This is a genomic window from Pseudonocardia sp. DxW (assembly GCF_058448985.1).
Window position 1 is genome coordinate 245195 of record NZ_JBZFLK010000001.1, and the last position, 16126, is coordinate 261320.

Annotated in this window: 15 protein-coding genes and 2 tRNA genes; 8 read left to right on the forward strand and 9 right to left on the reverse strand. The window is 73.5% G+C overall.

Annotated features, from left to right (window positions below; all coding sequences use genetic code 11):
- The first annotated feature begins 50 nt into the window (after positions 1-50).
- Both ACVJO7_RS01190 and ACVJO7_RS01195 read left to right on the forward strand, forming a co-directional pair.
- The gene (locus tag ACVJO7_RS01190; protein ID WP_491671336.1) at positions 51-860 is read left to right on the forward strand and encodes a transglycosylase SLT domain-containing protein; all 810 of its coding nucleotides are present in this window, start codon (positions 51-53) and stop codon (positions 858-860) included.
- Positions 861-1004: 144 nt separating this feature from the next.
- Positions 1005-3068, forward strand: coding sequence for an acyltransferase family protein (locus ACVJO7_RS01195; protein ID WP_491671337.1), 2064 nt, complete (start codon positions 1005-1007; stop codon positions 3066-3068).
- A 4-nt stretch (positions 3069-3072) separates the two neighbouring features.
- Here the strand turns inward: ACVJO7_RS01195 and ACVJO7_RS01200 are convergent, their stop codons facing one another.
- Positions 3073-3297, reverse strand: coding sequence for an RNA-binding S4 domain-containing protein (locus ACVJO7_RS01200; RefSeq protein WP_491671338.1), 225 nt, complete (start codon positions 3295-3297; stop codon positions 3073-3075).
- Between the two features lie 44 nt (positions 3298-3341).
- Between ACVJO7_RS01200 and ACVJO7_RS01205 the strand changes: the two genes are divergently transcribed.
- On the forward strand, positions 3342-3947 hold the full coding sequence (locus ACVJO7_RS01205; protein ID WP_491671339.1) for a class I SAM-dependent methyltransferase: 606 nt from the start codon (positions 3342-3344) through the stop codon (positions 3945-3947).
- Positions 3948-3989: 42 nt separating this feature from the next.
- Here the strand turns inward: ACVJO7_RS01205 and ACVJO7_RS01210 are convergent.
- The 3 genes from ACVJO7_RS01210 to ACVJO7_RS01220 form a co-directional block, all read right to left on the reverse strand.
- Positions 3990-4066: transfer RNA gene (locus ACVJO7_RS01210), tRNA-Met, on the reverse strand.
- A gap of 196 nt (positions 4067-4262) precedes the next feature.
- Positions 4263-4339 (reverse strand) — tRNA-Met (locus ACVJO7_RS01215).
- A gap of 129 nt (positions 4340-4468) precedes the next feature.
- Entirely contained in the window at positions 4469-7381 is a 2913-nt protein-coding gene (locus ACVJO7_RS01220; RefSeq protein WP_491671340.1) for a UPF0182 family protein, read from the reverse strand.
- A gap of 241 nt (positions 7382-7622) precedes the next feature.
- Between ACVJO7_RS01220 and ACVJO7_RS01225 the strand changes: the two genes are divergently transcribed.
- Together ACVJO7_RS01225 and ACVJO7_RS01230 are read left to right on the forward strand one after the other, a co-directional pair.
- The gene (locus ACVJO7_RS01225) at positions 7623-8630 is read left to right on the forward strand and encodes a YlbL family protein (protein WP_491671341.1); all 1008 of its coding nucleotides are present in this window, start codon (positions 7623-7625) and stop codon (positions 8628-8630) included.
- Between the two features lie 142 nt (positions 8631-8772).
- On the forward strand, positions 8773-10344 hold the full coding sequence (locus tag ACVJO7_RS01230; protein ID WP_491671342.1) for a zinc-dependent metalloprotease: 1572 nt from the start codon (positions 8773-8775) through the stop codon (positions 10342-10344).
- A gap of 11 nt (positions 10345-10355) precedes the next feature.
- Here ACVJO7_RS01230 and ACVJO7_RS01235 read toward each other — a convergent pair whose 3' ends face one another.
- Positions 10356-10979 carry a M48 metallopeptidase family protein gene (locus ACVJO7_RS01235; RefSeq protein WP_491671343.1) on the reverse strand — a complete coding sequence of 208 codons (624 nt, stop codon included), beginning with the start codon at positions 10977-10979 and terminating at the stop codon, positions 10356-10358.
- Positions 10980-11203: 224 nt separating this feature from the next.
- On the opposite strand from ACVJO7_RS01235, the gene ACVJO7_RS01240 reads away from it, so the two are divergent.
- Both ACVJO7_RS01240 and ACVJO7_RS01245 read left to right on the forward strand, forming a co-directional pair.
- Entirely contained in the window at positions 11204-12133 is a 930-nt protein-coding gene (locus ACVJO7_RS01240; protein ID WP_491671344.1) for a hypothetical protein, read from the forward strand.
- A 52-nt stretch (positions 12134-12185) separates the two neighbouring features.
- The gene (locus ACVJO7_RS01245; protein ID WP_491671345.1) at positions 12186-13514 is read left to right on the forward strand and encodes an ABC1 kinase family protein; all 1329 of its coding nucleotides are present in this window, start codon (positions 12186-12188) and stop codon (positions 13512-13514) included.
- Between the two features lie 36 nt (positions 13515-13550).
- Here ACVJO7_RS01245 and ACVJO7_RS01250 read toward each other — a convergent pair whose 3' ends face one another.
- Positions 13551-14162, reverse strand: coding sequence for a TetR/AcrR family transcriptional regulator (locus ACVJO7_RS01250; RefSeq protein ID WP_491671346.1), 612 nt, complete (start codon positions 14160-14162; stop codon positions 13551-13553).
- A gap of 59 nt (positions 14163-14221) precedes the next feature.
- Between ACVJO7_RS01250 and ACVJO7_RS01255 the strand changes: the two genes are divergently transcribed.
- On the forward strand, positions 14222-14641 hold the full coding sequence (locus tag ACVJO7_RS01255; RefSeq protein ID WP_491671347.1) for a VOC family protein: 420 nt from the start codon (positions 14222-14224) through the stop codon (positions 14639-14641).
- Between the two features lie 198 nt (positions 14642-14839).
- On the opposite strand, the gene ACVJO7_RS01260 is transcribed toward ACVJO7_RS01255, so the two are convergent.
- The 3 genes from ACVJO7_RS01260 to ACVJO7_RS01270 form a co-directional block, all read right to left on the reverse strand.
- A complete protein-coding gene (locus tag ACVJO7_RS01260) occupies positions 14840-15151 on the reverse strand; it encodes a putative WhiB-interacting protein (RefSeq protein ID WP_491671562.1) in 312 nt (103 codons plus the stop codon).
- 45 nt (positions 15152-15196) lie between these two features.
- Positions 15197-15487, reverse strand: a complete 291-nt coding sequence (locus ACVJO7_RS01265) for a WhiB family transcriptional regulator (protein ID WP_491671563.1) — start codon at positions 15485-15487, stop codon at positions 15197-15199.
- Between the two features lie 257 nt (positions 15488-15744).
- Positions 15745-16008 (reverse strand): hypothetical protein, encoded by a 264-nt coding sequence (locus ACVJO7_RS01270; RefSeq protein WP_491671348.1) that lies wholly within the window; start codon positions 16006-16008, stop codon positions 15745-15747.
- Positions 16009-16126: the final 118 nt, after the last annotated feature.

The window sequence follows — 16126 nt, forward strand, 5'->3', positions numbered from 1 at the left end:
CCCCCGGTGGCCGCCGCGTGTTCCCCCGACCCGTGGCGACCCATCCCGCAGTGACAGCAACACCCGGTGCCCGCACCGTCCGCTCCCCCGGGGCCGCACACGCGGCCCGCCGTGCCGGGACCGCGACAGCGGCCACCGGCGCCGCCTTCGGCGTGCTCGCCTCCGGCGCGTTCGCCACGATCGTCCCGACCACGCTGGACGGGACGGCCACCGAGGCCGAGGCCGAGGAGTCGACCACCGCGACGACCCTCGCCGCGTACTCGGCGACGATCCCGTCCGCGACGGCGACCTCCGACGGCAGCCCGTCCGGGTACTTCAGCCCGGTCTCGTTCGAGCACTCCGGTGCCGCCACCGGTGCGCTGCAGGCGGCCGCCCCGGCCGACGACGGCGACATCGCCTCGATGGGCAAGGCCCGCGAGATCGCCGACCGGATCGCCGAGGAGCACCGCCTGGCGGCCGAGGCACAGGCCCAGCGCGAGGCCGAGCAGGCCCGGCTCCAGGAGCTGATCGCGCAAGGCGGCGTGGACGCCTGGATCGCCGAGGCGCTCGACCACATGGGCCTGTCGCAGTCCTACGCGACCGGGCTCAAGCGGATCATCATGAAGGAGTCCAACGGCGATCCCAGCGCGATCAACAACTGGGACTCCAACGCCCTGCGTGGCACCCCCTCGGAAGGCCTGATGCAGGTCATCCCGTCAACGTTCGCGGCGTACGTGCACCCGGACTTCGCGCACGAGGACATCACCCACCCGATCGCGAACATCACCGCCGGTGTCCGGTACATGATCGACCGGTACGGCATCGACACCCTCGCGGCGGGCGGCCGGACCGGCGCGAACGGCGGGTACATCGGCTACTGACCGGCGACTCACCCCATCGGGGTGGCGTGTCGTTCCGGGCCACGACTGTGACGGCGGTCGGCAGGGGGAACCTGCCGACCGCCTTTCCCGTTGTGGAAAGTAATATCTGCTTTAACGTCCGTGGCCGAGAGGAGCTCCCCGCTCGTGACCTCCCCCGGTGGAGCGCACGCCCGCACCGGCGCCGCCACGAGCGGCGGCGGTTCGGGGTCCCGGTTCCGGCCCGAGCTCCAGGGACTGCGCGCACTCGCGGTCCTCCTGGTCGTCGTCTACCACATCTGGTTCGATCGCGTCTCCGGCGGCGTGGACGTCTTCTTCCTGATCACCGGATTCCTCATCGTCGGCGGGCTGTACCGCGCGGCCGGCCGCGGCGGGATCGACCTGCTCGCGACCTGGCGGCGGCAGATGTCCCGGCTGCTCCCCGCCATCACCGTGGTGCTGGGCACCGGAATCGCGGCCGGCGCGTTCCTGCTCCCGGAGAGCCGGTGGCTGCCCACGGTCCGGGAGACCGTCGCGTCGCTGCTGTTCGTGCAGAACTGGGAGCTGGCGAACAACGCCGTCGACTACGCCGCCATGAACAACGCGGCGAGCATGGTGCAGCACTTCTGGTCGCTGTCCATCCAGGGCCAGTTCTACCTCGTCGCGCCCCTGCTGGTGGCCGGTGTCGCGGTCGCCGCCCGGCGGGACGGCGCCGACCTGCACGCCCGGCTGACCGGCACGCTGGTCGTCGTCGGCGGGGCGTCGCTGGCGTACTCGGTGTACCTGACGCTGGTCAACCAGCCGCTCGCCTACTTCCACTCGCTGACCCGGCTCTGGGAGTTCGCGCTCGGCGGCCTGCTCGCGCTGTGGATCTCCCGGATCGAGGACCGGCCGGAACTCACCCCGCCCGCGCGGGCCGCGCTCGGCTGGTTCGGCGTCATCGCGCTGGTGTCCTGCGGCGTGCTGCTGCAGGTGGACCGGGCGTTCCCCGGCTGGGCCGCGCTGTGGCCGACGCTCGCCGCGGCGATGGTGCTCGTCGCCGGGCGCTCCGGGCACCCGCTGGGTGTGGACCGGCTGCTCTCCGGCCCGGTGCTGCGCCGGATCGGCGACATCTCGTTCCCGCTGTACCTGTGGCACTGGCCGATCCTGGTGCTGACGCTGGTGTACACCGGCGCCGACCGGCTCGGGGCGGCCGCGGGCACCGCGGTGATCGCGGCGTCGTTCGTGCTGGCCTGGCTCACCCACCGGTTCGTCGAGCAGCCGATCGCGGCGCTGGACGTGCGGCGGGCGCTGCGCACCGGCGGCGCGCTCGCGCTGGTCGTCCTGCTCGGTGCCGGCGCCTGGTACGGGGTGGCCGCCGCCCGCTCGTCGGTCGAGGTCGACATCGGGTCGCCGACGCACCCCGGGGCGGCCGCGCTGACCGCCGGGGTGCAGTACGCGGGGCTCGGCGGGGAGCCGGGCTCGGCGGTCGCCCTCGCGCCGTCCCTGGTGCAGGCCGGTGACGACTGGAGCTACCGGCGCGGGACCTGGCTGTGCGACCCGATCGAACGGCCCGAGGTGCACCTGTGCACCATCCCGGCGCCCGGCCCGGAACCGGCCGAGCGGCGGATCGCGGTGGTCGGCGACTCGCACGCCCAGCAGTACGTCGCGTCGCTGATGCCGGTCGCCGCCGAGCGGAACTGGGAGATCCTCGGCATGTTCCGCGGCGCCTGCCCGTTCTCGACGACCGCCGAGTCCGAGTGGGCCGAGAACGGCTGCGCCGAGTGGAACGCCGAGGTGGCCGAGGAGCTGGCCGAGCAGCAGCCGGACGCCGTCGTCACGCTCGCCACCCGCGAGGTCCGGCCCGGCCTGACCGAGGTAACCCCGCAGGGCTTCGTGGACGCCTGGAAGAGGATGGACGACGCCGGCGTGTCCGTGGTGGCCGTCCGGGACAACCCGCGGCCGCCGTTCTTCGTGCCGGAGTGCATCGGCCGGGAGGGCAGGCACGCGGAGGAGTGCGGGATGCCCCGCGAGGACGTCTACGCCCCGCTGCCGCCGTACGCACTGCTCCCGGACGTCCCGCCGAACGTCTCGTTCGTCGACACCGCCCCGGCGATCTGCGAGCCGGACTTCTGCCCCAGCGAGATCGGGAACGTGCTCGTCTACATGGACGACAACCACCTGACAGCGACCTATGCCGAGAGCATGGCCCCGCTGTTCGACGAGCACTTCACCCACCGGCTCGGCTGGTGAGGGCTCACGCCGGGCGCACGCTCCGGCCGTCGACGGCGACCACGTCGCCGCGGCGCAGCTGAGCGCCGCGCCGGTACTCCGGCTCGCCGTTCACCGTCACCAGGCCGGACTCGAGCAGCTCGCGGGCGTGCCCGCCGTCCTCGGCGAGGTTCGCCAGCTTGAGGAACTGGCCGATCCGGATCGGCTCGTCGCGGATCGGGACGTCGGCCGGGGTGCTCGGGGGCGTCATGGCCCCCATTCTGGCCGGTTCCCGGGTCCGTAGCATCGACCGGCGTGGCAGACCACTACTTCACGGCCACGCCGGCGGTCGCGAGCCGGCCGGGCGAGGTCCGGCTGCACGCCGACGGCGTGGACCTGACCCTCGCGACCGACACCGGCGTGTTCTCCGGCGGCCGGATCGACCGGGGCACCCGGGTGCTGCTGGACGCGGCGCCGATGCCACCGGTCCGCGGGCCGATGCTGGACGTCGGCTGCGGCTACGGCCCGATCGCGCTCACCCTCGCCGCGCGCCGCAGGCGGCTGCCCGTGTGGGCGGTGGACCTCAACGAGCGGGCGCTGGGCCTCACCCGGGCGAACGCGCAGCGCGCCGGGCTGGGCAACGTGACGGCCTGCCTGCCGGACGAGGTGCCCGCCGATCTGTCGTTCGCCGGGATCTACTCGAACCCGCCGATCCGGTCCGGGAAGCCGGCCCTGCACGCGCTGCTGCTGCGCTGGCTGTCCCGGCTGATGCCGGACGGGCGGGCCTGGCTGGTCGTGGCGAAGAACCTGGGATCGGACTCGCTGCAGCGCTGGCTGGAGCACGATCAGGGGTTCCCGACGATCCGGCTGGTCTCCGAGAAGGGCTACCGGGTGCTGGAGGTCGCGCCGCGCGAGCCGTGAGACGACGAAGGCTCCCGGATCTCTCCGGGGGCCTTCGTATCGTGGTAGCGGGGGTAGGATTCGAACCTACGACCTCTGGGTTATGAGCCCAGCGAGCTACCGAGCTGCTCCACCCCGCGCCGTCCGGAGCCGACCGTCTCGACCTCTGTGGCTCCGTCTGTGTTGTGTCCCCACAGTACCTCGCCGCTCCCGGCGCCCGCACAGGGGGGTCGGTTCCCGGCGCCGGCCCACGCGTGCACCGGATCCGTTGCGCCCGAGCGCATCCGACCCGCACACGACGACGGCCCCCGGGAGCTCCCGGGGGCCGTCGTGTGGTGGTAGCGGGGGCAGGATTCGAACCTGCGACCTCTGGGTTATGAGCCCAGCGAGCTACCGAGCTGCTCCACCCCGCGCCGAACGGAACCGGCCGTGTCGACCGTGTGGCCTCGACCCCGTGGCTCCGTCTGTGTTGTGTTCCCACTGTACACCGCGGGCCCGGGACCCCGTCCACCGGGGTCCCGGGCCCGCCGGGTGCGTGGTGCTCAGCCGCCGGAGTTCTGGAACTGCTCGACCGCGCGGTCCAGCTCGGCCAGCGCGTCGCCCTGGCGGGCGAAGTCACCGGCCTGCTGGGCGGCCCGCAGGTCGTTCAGCGCGTCCCGGATCTCCTGCGCCGCGGTCGCCTGGGCACCGGTCGGTGCGGCGGGCGGCGCCGGGGTCTCCGCGCCATTCGGGTCCGGCGGCTCCTGTTGGGCGGGCTGCTCACCGGTGGTCGGCGCCGCACCGCCCGCCGCGTCACCCGCACCGGCACCGAACACCTCGTCCAGCGCCGCGGACAGGCTGGCGTTGTAGCCGACCCGGCCGCCGTAGCTCACCAGCACGCGGGCGAGCTGCGGATAGGACGAGTCCTGCCCGGCCCGCTCGATGTAGACCGGCTCGACGTAGAGCAGCCCACCGGCCACCGGGAGGGTGAGCAGGTTGCCGTAGTCGATCGTGGTCTGGTTCTGCCGGAGCAGGTTCAGCTCCTGCGAGACCTCCGGCGAGCCCAGGAACTGGGCCTGCACCTGCTGCGGACCCAGCGTCTGGGTCTCGTTGGGCAGCTGGAGCACGGTGATCTGGCCGTAGTTCTCCGGATCGGAGGCGGCCGAGACGTAGGAGGCGAGGAACTGCCGGCGCAGGCTCACCAGCGCGCTGGTGAGCTGGAACGACGCGCCCTCCTGGTTCGGCAGCCCGGCGTAGAGGTAGTACGGCGGCTGCGCGTCCTGCGCACCGCCCTCGGTGCCGCCGGCCGCGGTCGGGTCGGACGGGACGTCCCAGAACGACACCGTCGAGAAGAACTCGCCGGGGTTGTCCACGTGGTAGCGGGTCAGCAGCTCCCGCTGGACCTTGAACTGGTCCTCCGGGTAGCGCAGGTGCACCTCCAGATCCGGGCTGATCTCCGAGCGCGGCGTGACGGTGCCCGGGAACGCGTTCTCCCAGGTCTGCAGCACCGGGTCGGACTCGTCGAAGGCGTAGAGACGCACAGTGCCGTCGTAGGCGTCGACCGTGGCCTTCACCGAGTTGCGCAGGTAGCTGACCGTCTCGTTCGGCAGCTGCTGGCCGGCCGGACCGAGCCGCGAGTCGGCGGTGGCGTCGCCCAGCTCGACCCGCTCGGCGTACGGGTAGTCCCGCAGCGTGGTGTAGCCGTCGACGATCCACTGGATCCGCCCGTCGACCACGGCCGGGTACGGGTCGTTGTCCAGGGTCAGCCAGGGGGCGACGGCCTGCACGCGGTCCCGCGGGTTCCGCACGTACATGATCTTCGACTCGGAGTTGATCGAGCTGTTGAACAGGATGTTCCGCTCGCCGTAGGCCAGCGCGAACACGGCCCGGTTGAACAGCCCGCCGACCGGAACGCCACCGGCGCCGGTGTAGGTGTACTGCGCCTCGTCGGAGTCGTACTCCCGCGGCGGGGTGCCCTCCTCGGCGCCGACGATCGAGTACTGGTTGTCCAGCAGCTCGCCGTAGTAGATCCGCGGCTGGTCGACCGGGATCCGGCCCTGGGTCTGGGTGTCGCTGACGGCGAACAGCGGCAGGCCACCCTGGCCGCCCGCGTCCTCCAGCGCCTCGTTGACCTGGTTCGCCGGCGCGGCCACGAAGCCGTTGCCGTGCGTGTAGACGAGATGCCGGTTGATCCAGTCCTGCTGGTTGCCGACGAGCGCGTTCGCGTCCATCTCGCGGGCCGCGACGACGTAGTCCTGGGTCTCGCCGTCGATCGTGTACCGGTCGATGTCCAGGTTCGGCGCGAAGCCGTAGAAGTTCCGTCGCTGCTGGAGCTGGGTGAACGTCCGGTTCAGCTTGCCCGGGTCGAGCAGCCGGATGTTCGGGATGGTGTCGGTGTCCGCCCGGACCTGCGCCGGTGTCGCCTCGGACTCCCCGGCGTAGGGCACGATGTTGACGTTGTCCGGGCCGATGCCGAACGCGTCCCGGGTCGCCGCGATGTTCCGTTCGATCGATGGCGCCTCGCGCTCGTTCGCGTTCGGTGCGACCACGAACTGCTGCAGCACCAGCGGGAACGCCGTGCCGACCAGGATCGACGAGATCACCAGGATGACCACGGCGACGGCCGGGATCTGCAGGTTCTGCCGGAACGCGGCGACGAAGAACGCCAGCGCGCACACAACAGCGATGATCAGCAGGATGAGCTTCGCCGGGAGCACCGCGTTCAGGTCGGTGTAGGTCGCCCCGTAGAACGTCTGCGAGTTCCGGTTCGACCACAGCAGGTCGTACCGGTCGAACCAGTAGGCGACCGCCTTGAGCAGCACGAACACGCCGGCCAGCACGGCCAGCTGGGCCCGGGCGGCGGTGGAGACGAAGCCGGACCGGCCGGTCAACCGGATGCCGCCGAAGATGTAGTGGGTGACCAGCGCCAGCACGAAGCACAGCGCGATCGCGACGAACAGCCAGTTCAGCGCCATCCGCATGAACGGCAGGGTGAACGCGTAGAACGCGATGTCGTTGCCGAACTCCGGATCCACCTGCCCGAACGGCGTGCCGTGCAGGAACATCTGCACGGTCTGCCACTGCACCGGCGCGGCCAGGCCGGCGATCAGGCCGATCGCGACCGGCACCCCGACGGCGAACAGCCGGAGCCGCTGGATGATCGTCGTGCGGTAGCGGGCGACCGGGTCCTCCGGGCCGGAGACCGGGACGAACACCGGGCGGTACCGGTAGGCCAGCCACAGGGTCAGCGCGACCAGACCGCCGACCACCAGGCCGACGACGCCGAACAGCACGATCTGGGTGAACAGCCGAGTGAGCTGCACGCTCCGGAAGCCGACCTCACCGAACCACAGGTAGTCGACATAGAAGTTCAGCAGCCGCGAGCCACCGAGCAGAAGCACTACGAGGACGCCCGCGGCGGCCAGCAGGATCCGGGTTCGGCGGGTCAGCGACGGCGCTCCCACAGGGGGCCGCATGGACGACACGGGCACGCTCCACAGCTCGGGTACGACATCGCAGAGATCGGCCGGCGGGGAGCGACGGCAGGTTCTCCGACTGTCAACTCTACGGCGACGGCGTGAGTTCCCGGTTGAGCCCCGGCGGTTCCGCCATCCCACCACGGAAACGACAGTTCGGACAGGCCGCCCGGCACCCAGCCGCGTCCCGGACCGATCACGACCGTAAGGTGCGCGCGTGGGCCTTCGATCATCGACGTGGGTGACGGCACTGCTGGTGCTGCTGGGTCTCACCGTCGTCGGATCGGTGCTGCCCGCACCGGTCGTCGCGCTGGGTCCCGGCCCGACGTTCGACACCCTCGGCGACGTCGACGGCACCCCGGTGGTGTCCGCACAGGGGCTGCCGACCTACCCCACCGAGGGGCACCTCAACATGACCACCGTCGGCGTCACCGACGGGATCACCACGATCCGGGCGCTCGGGCTCTGGGCGTCCGGGACGCACCGGCTCGCGCCGCGGTCCTCGCTCTACCCGCCCGGGCGCAGCACCGACGAGGTCACCGCCGAGAACCAGCAGGAGTTCGACGGCTCGATCGCGAACGCCGAGGCCGCCGCGCTCAACCACCTCGGGCTGCCCACCCGGGTGACGGTCGGCGCGCTCACCGACGACTCCCCCTCCGCCGGGGTGCTGGAGGTGGGCGACGAGATCCGCGGCGTCGGCGGCGCCCCGGTCGCCTCGGTCCAGGCGCTGCTCGACGCGCTCGGCACCGCACACCCCGGCGAGCCGCTGGAGCTCACGGTGTCCCGCGACGGCGCCGCCCCGCGCGAGGTGACCGTCACCCCGGCGCCGCACCCCGAGGCCCCGGAGCGCGCGTTCCTCGGCATCACCCCGGCGACGACGCCCGCCGACGGGCAGCGGCTGTCGATCACCCTCGGCGACGTCGGCGGGCCGTCCGCCGGGCTGATGTTCAGCCTGGCACTGGTGGACAAGCTGACGCCGGGCCCGCTCACCGGCGGCCGGTTCGTCGCCGGGACGGGCACCATCAACGCCGAGGGCGACGTCGGCCCGATCAGCGGCATCCGGTTCAAGATGATCAAGGCGCAGGAGGTCGGTGCGGAGACCTTCCTGATCCCGGCCGCGAACTGCGCCGAGGCCGCCGCGGACGCCCCCGAGGGCCTGCAGCTGGTCCGGGTCGGCACGCTCGACGAGGCCGTCGCCGCGCTGGAGACGATGGACGCCGGTGGCACGCCGCCGTCCTGCACGGAGTAGGCCCCTGCACGGAACAGCTCCTGCACGGAACGGCCGGAACCGGTTCGCCGCCCGCGAACAGGCCCGGCGACCTGTGCCGACACCGGATCACGGTGCCGCGGGCGGAGGCGTCGGACACCCCGTCCCGCGTACGGTGGGACGCATGAGCGACATCCCGTTCGGCTTCGGCCCCGCCGACCGTGACCGTGACAAGGACGAGGAGGGGCGCGGCCCCGACTCCTCCGCCGGCTCCGGTGACGGGTCCGGCGGCGAGCAGGAGGGACCGCCGGATCCGTTCGGCTTCGGGTCGCACCCGGCGTCCGGGGACACCCCGGCCGGCCAGCAGCAGAACCCGTTCGCGGCGTTCGGCACGGGCGGGCTGCCGGGCATGCCCGGGATGCCGGGCGGCGCGGGCGGCAACTTCGACATGAGCCAGCTCGGGCAGATGCTGTCCCAGCTCGGCCAGATGCTCAGCCACGCGGGCACCGGGTCCGGCGACGGCGGGCCGGTCAACTACGACCTCGCCGCCCAGCTCGCCACCCAGCAGCTCGCGCAGACGACGTCGTCGCTCACCGACGACCAGCGCACCGCCGTGACCGAGGCCGTCCGGCTCGCCGAGCTGTGGCTGGACCCGGCCACCGAGTTCCCGTCCGCGGGCGGCGAGGTCAAGGCGTGGACGCCCAGCGACTGGGTGCGCGCGGGCATGCCCACCTGGAAGCGGCTGTGCGACCCGGTCGCGCGCCGGCTGTCCGCGGCCTGGGTCGAGGGCCTGCCCGAGGAGGTCCGCAGCGCGGCGGGCCCGATGCTGGCGATGCTCGGCCAGATGGGCGGGATGGCGTTCGGCAGCCAGCTCGGCCAGGGTCTCGCGCAGCTCGGCAAGGAGGTGCTCACCTCCACCGAGCTGGGCATCCCGGTCGGCCCGGAGCGCACCGCGGCGCTGCTGCCGGAGGCGATCGCCCGGTTCACCGAGGGCCTGGACCGCCCGGCCGGCGAGGTGACCCTCTACCTGGCCGCCCGCGAGGCCGCCCACCAGCGGCTGTTCACCCACGTGCACTGGCTCCGCGAGCGGCTGCTCGGCGCGGTCGAGGACTACGCCCGCGGCATCACCGTCGACACCTCCCGGATCGAGGAGCTCGCCCAGGGCATCGACCCGTCGAACCCGGAGTCGATCCAGGAGGCCATGCAGTCCGGCATGTTCGAGCCGGAGGACACCCCGCAGCAGAAGGCCGCGCTGGCCCGGCTGGAGACGCTGCTCGCGCTCGTCGAGGGGTGGGTGGACACCGTCGTGGCGGAGGCGCTCGACGAGCGGCTGCCCGGCGCCGGCGCGCTGCGCGAGACGATGCGCCGCCGGCGCGCCTCGGGCGGTCCGGCCGAGCAGGCGTTCGCGACGATCGTCGGGCTGGAGCTGCGGCCGCGCAAGCTGCGGGCCGCGTCCGAGCTGTGGCAGCTGCTGCGCGACGAGCGCGGGATCGACGGCCGGGACGCGGTCTGGGCGCACCCGGACCTGATCCCGTCGGCGGACGACCTGGACGACCCGGCCGCGTTCGTCCGCGGTGGCTCCGGTGGTGGGGTGCCGGACGACCCGATCGCCGAGCTGGAGCGGCAGATGGCCGAGGACGCGCGGACGGAGCAGGACCCGTCCGGCGGCTCCGACGCGTCCGGCTCGACCGATGATCCTGGCGACTCCGACGCGTCCGGCTCGTCCGACGGCGACGAGGGGCCGCGCGACTCCTGAACCGCTCCGGCTCAGCCGCCCGCGGCGGCCGCCGGGGGGTCCTGGAGCGCGACCGCAGGCGCGTCGTCGGCGGGCTCCGGGGACGCGTCGGCCGTCGCCGGGTCGCCGTCCACCCCGGTGATCCCGAGCGACGCGGCGGCGTTGAGCCCCTCCAGGTAGCCGATCGCCCGCTCGGTGCGCGGGTAGCGGTACACCCACGACCAGAAGACCTGGTCGTGTGCGGCGGACAGCAGGTGCCCGAGCTCGTGCACCAGGACGTAGTCGACGACCCAGCCGGGGGCGTCCCGGAGCCGCTCGCTGATCCGGATGGTGCGGTCGTCGGGCGTGCAGGACGCCCAGCGGGTCCGCATCGTCGGGACCCAGCGGACCGACACCGGCATCGCGCGGCCCTCCAGCCAGCGCGCCGACAGCTCGTTCGCCCGGCGCAGCAGGGCCTCGTCGCCGCGGCGGCCCGGTGAGCGCCGCCGTGCCTCGCTGGCCTCGATCCGTTTGACCATCTCGGCGACCCAGTCGCGTTCCTGCTCGGCGGACATCCAGCCGGGGATGAACACGACGACGCGATCGCCCTCGCGGCGCGCACTGACCATCCGCTTCCGGCGGGCGCTGCGTCGGACCTCGACCGGGGAGCTCGCCATGGGACAAGAGTAAGCCGACCTGACATCCGATGTGAGCCGCCGGTACGGGCCGATCCGGCCGGTTGCCGGCTCCGGACGACGGGCCGGCCGCGTCGTCCCGTCCTCCCCCGGCCGGACCGCGCGGCGGAACCGGCCCCGGCGCCCTGTGTGCTGCCCCGTGTGCTTCTGCGAACGCCGGCCGGATTCCGCCACGCGCACCCGGCCGGACCCGCCACCGTGGGCCGATGAGCGAACTCCCGCGCCGGCTGGCGCTCGCACCGCATCACGCCGTCGTGGCGACCGGACCACGCACCCGCCGGATCGGCGACGGGCCCGCCGGGACCCGGGTGCTCGACGACCTGTCCCCCGCCGTCGCGGCGACGCTGGACCGGCTCGGCGCCGGTCCCCGCACGGTCGCCGAGCTGGAGGCGGCGCTGCCGCCGGGCCGGCGCGCGGCGCTGCTGGTGCTGCTCGGCGCCCTGCTGCGGGCCGGTCTGCTCGCCGACCCGGACGACGGGGACCGGATCCTGCGACGGCGCGGATCGGCTCTGGTGGAGGTCCGCGGGGACTCGGCGCTCGGCAGCGCCGTCGTCGCGGGGCTGGCCCGCAGCGGCGTCGGCCACGTGCTGCCGCGGGTGACCGGGACGGTCGACGGCGCGGACGTCGCCGCCGGGCTCCCCGCCGGGGACGTCCGCCGGGCCCGGGCGCTGCACGACCTGCTCGCCGCCGCGGGTGTCCGGGCCGGGCCGGCCGGGCGGGTCCCGCCCGATCTGGTGGTCCTCGCCGGGGCGCGGGACGCGGCCCCGGACAGCGCGGCCGTCCACCTCGTCGTCACGCTGCGCAACGGACGCGGGGTGGTCGGGCCACTGCTCCTGCCCGGCGGTGGCCCCTGCCCGGAGTGCCGGGACCGCGACCGCGACCCGTCCGCCGCGCTCCCGGCGCCCCGCACGGGCGATCCGCACGTCGTCGCCGCGACCGCCGCGCTGGCCGTCGCCCAGGTTCTCGCCGCGCTGGACGGCCCGGCGGCCGGGAGCCCCCCGCCCGCGTCCTGGCGGACCGAGCTGGAACTCGCCGCGGACCTGGCGTCGATCACCGCCCGTCCGCTCCGCGGACGCCCCGGCTGCCCCTGCGATGCAGCGGCGATGCAGCGGCGATCCGCAGGACGGCACCCATGACAACACCCACCGCGAGGTGCGCTCCGCCCCGCCCCGGGTGGACAATCGTGGGGTGAGCGACATTCCCCGCCGGACGGCATCGCGTACCGCCAAGCTCGCGGGCATCCCGCTCGGCGTCGCGGGGCGGGCCGCGGCCGGCTTCGGCCGCCGGCTCACCGGTGGCGACCGGGACGAGATCTCGGCGCAGCTCGCCGCGAAGAGCGCCGAGCAGCTGTTCGCGGTGCTCGGCGAGCTCAAGGGCGGCGCCATGAAGTTCGGGCAGGCACTGTCCGTGTTCGAGGCGGCCGTGCCGGACGAGTACGCCGAGCCGTACCGGGAGGCCCTCACCAAGCTGCAGACGGCGGCACCGCCGATGCCGATGGCCGACGTCGACCACATGCTCACCCAGCAGTTCGGCCACTCCTGGCGCTCCCGGTTCACCGAGTTCGACGAGACCCCGGCCGCGTCGGCCAGCATCGGCCAGGTGCACCGCGCCGTGTGGAAGCGCGACGGCCGCGAGGTCGCCGTCAAGGTGCAGTACCCGGGCGCCGAGGAGGCCCTGCGGTCGGACCTGCGCCAGCTCGGTCGAATGAGCCGGATCCTGCAGCCGCTGGTCCCCGGGATGGAGATCAAGCCCCTGGTCAACGAGCTCCGCGAGCGGATGGAGGAGGAGCTCGACTACCGCGACGAGGCCGGCTACCAGCGCGAGTTCGCCGCCTTCTTCGCCGACGACCCGGACGTCAAGGTCCCGCGGGTGGTCGGGTCCGCCCCCAAGGCCGTCATCACCGAGTGGGTCGAGGCCCGCAGGCTGTCCTCGGTCATCCGGGACGGCACCCGGGAGGAGCGCGACCACGCCGGCGAGCGGCTCGCCCGGTTCCACTACTCGGCCCCGGACCGCACGCACCTGCTGCACGCCGACCCGCACCCGGGCAACTTCGGCATTCTCGACGACGGCCGGTTGCTGGTGCTGGACTTCGGCGCGGTCGCCCGGATGCCGGACGGCATGCCGCCCGAGCTGGTGGCGATGACCAAGTACGCGCTGGAGGGACGCGGCGCCGAGCTGATGACGCTGATGCGCTCCGCCGGGTTCGTCCGCGACGGCGCCCGGATCGACCAGGAGCAGATCCTCGGCTACCTGGCGCCGTTCACAGAGCCGCTGGAGAACGACGAGTTCCACTTCAGCCGGCGCTGGATCCAGTCGCAGGCCGAGCGGGTCGGTGACCTCCGCAGCCCGGAGGCCGCGATCGGGCGGTCGCTGAACCTGCCGCCGCGCTTCCTGCTGGTGCACCGGGTGACGATGGGGACGCTCGGCATCCTCTGCCAGCTCGACGCCCGGGTGCGGCTGCGGGAGATCGTCGAGCACTGGCAGCCGGAGATGTTCGAGGGGCCGGCGGCCTCCTGACCGGCGCGGGCGCGGCCGCTGACCGCGGCCGCGCCGTCACCGGGACCGCAGCCCGGCCACGGTCCGCTCGAGCGCGGCCTGCGCCGCGTCCCGGTCGGCGTCGGTCGTCCCGGGCCCGGCGAGCCACATCGCGAGCTCATTCATCGCCCCGGACAGCAGCCTGGCCAGCGGCTCGATCGGCTGCGGCGCCAGGTCGCCGTGCTGCACCAGCGCCCGCAGCGCCGCGGCGAGATGGCGGCCGGAGGTGCGCTCGTCGAGCTCCCGCCAGGCCGGCCAGCCGAGCACGGCAGGCCCGTCGACCAGCATGATCCGGGCCGCGGCCGGGCCGGTGCTGGCCTCGATGAAGGCCCGGCAGCCGGCCAGCAGCTGCTGCCACGGGTCGTCCGGGTGCCCGCGGGCCGCGTCGAGCACCCGTTCGGCGACCCGTTCCTGCACCCGTTCCAGGACGGCCGCGAAGAGCGCCGCCTTCCCGTCGAACTGGTGGTAGAGCGCGCCCTTGGTGACACCGGCGCCGCCGACGACCGCCGGCAGCCCGACCGCGCCGTAGCCGTCCCGCGCGAAGAGCCGCTCCGCCTCGTCGAGCAGTGCCCGCCGGGTCCGCTCCCGCTGCTCGGCCCGCACACCCATGCCGTCTCCCGTCGTTGACATACCGATGGTACGTCAGTAGCTTTTAACATACCAACGGTACGTCAATCTCGGGAGGAACCGTGCTGACCAGCTGCTACCCCGTACTCGCCACCGACGACGTCCCCGCCGCGCGGGCGTTCTGGACCGGCCCGATGGGCTTCGGGATCACCTTCGACGCCGACTGGTACGTGAGCCTGCGACGCGAGGGCCACGAGATCGCGGTGCTCGACCGCGACCATCCGACGATCCCCGAGGCGTACCGCGGGAGATCGGCGGCGGGCGTGTTGGTGAACCTGGAGGTGGACGACGTCGACGCCGAGTGGACGCGGCTGGTCGTGCAGGGCGGTCTGCCGGTGGCGCTGGAGCTGCGCGACGAGGACTTCGGGCAGCGGCACTTCATCGTCGCCGGGCCGGACGGGGCGCTCGTCGACGTGATCACCGAGATCCCGCCGTCACCGGAGTTCGCCGGTGCCTTCGCCGAGGGCGGCTCGTCGGGCTGACCGGCGGCACCACGGCCGGCACGCGCGCCGTCCGGGCGCCTCGTGCCGGGCCGGCGCAGCGCCGCCCCGGTCCCGCCGCCCGGAGAACACGACGCCGCCCCGCCCGGAACCGGTCCGGGCGGGGCGGTGTCATGTGTCGCGGCCATGTGTCGCGGCCATGTGTCGCGGCCGTGCGTATCGGCCGTGTCTCTCCAGGGATCAGGTCACGCGGGCACGGGCCCGGGCCCGCTCGGCGCGGGCGGAGACCCAGTTCGCGAGCCGGGTCCAGCGCCGGGCCGCGCACAGCCGCCGGGCCAGCCGGTACTCCGCGGCCTCCCGTTGCGCCTCCTGCTGATGGGATCTCGCCAGTGCTTCATGGATGAGCGTCATTGCGTTCTCCGGGTTCACGAGGTGATCGGTGTGCTCGGCGTGGGTGGTCGGTCGCTCGGCAGGCACCGTCGGTGCGGTCATCAGGTGGCTCATCTCGGTCGTCTCCTCGTCGGTCGGAATCTGTCGGGTTCTGTCAGGGATCTGCCGAGGCCCACGGCCGGCGCTCGGGGCCGGTCGGGGTCGGTCTCAGCAGCCCGCGGCCAGCGCGTAGGCGCGGTCGCGCTCCAGGTCGGCCTTGCGGGGACGGCCACGCGGCCGCTTGCGCGGGATCACCCGGCCGCGGTCGAAGATCTCGCCGCCCCACACCCCCCACGGCTCGCCGCGGGCCAGCGCGCCGGACAGGCAGGCGTCCCGCACCGGGCAGCCGGTGCAGAGCGCCTTCGCCTGCTCCAGCTCGGTCGGCGACTCGGCGAACCACAGGTCCGCGTCGCCGTTGCGGCAGGGCAGTGCCGACCACTGCCCGGCTGCTCCGATCACCTCGGCGGGCGGATGCCCGCCCGCGGGTGACGAGCAGCCGCCACCGCTCTCGGCCTGGATCACTCCGCCGTCACACGGAGCGGATCTCACGTACACGATCGACCTCCTCGATCGAACTTCTCGGACGGTTGTCGGACCTGCGTTCTGCACAGATCTGCTTTCCTCGGGACGGACATGCGGACAAAAAAATCGGGGCCGTGGAACCCGTGTGCGTGGGTTCCGCGGCCCCGATCGGGACTCGGCGCGAGCGCTGAGGGTCAGGTTCCCCCTCGGCGCCCGGGAACGGACGCTGATGTGGACTTGTCATCGACGGTCGGACCGAAGTCCATGGCGATCACGGTGACCTTGCCGACCGGCTGGACGTAGACGTCTTCCCGGGTACGGAACGGGCCACCGACGACCTCGGTCCGCTGCCAGGAACGCTCGCCGAGCGTCGCGTGCGCGACGCGGTGCGGGACGGTGCTCGCGGGCGGGCACGGCAGGGCGGGGCCGGTCCGGATGATCAGATCGAAGTCGTTCATCCCGGCCACCTCCTCCATGTCTCCGTGTCGCAGTGCCTGCGGCGTGTCCGCGCGGTGCGGTCTCCCGCACGGCGCATGTCTCGGTGGAGTGATGTGCTCCACTCGGTGCAGTCGACAC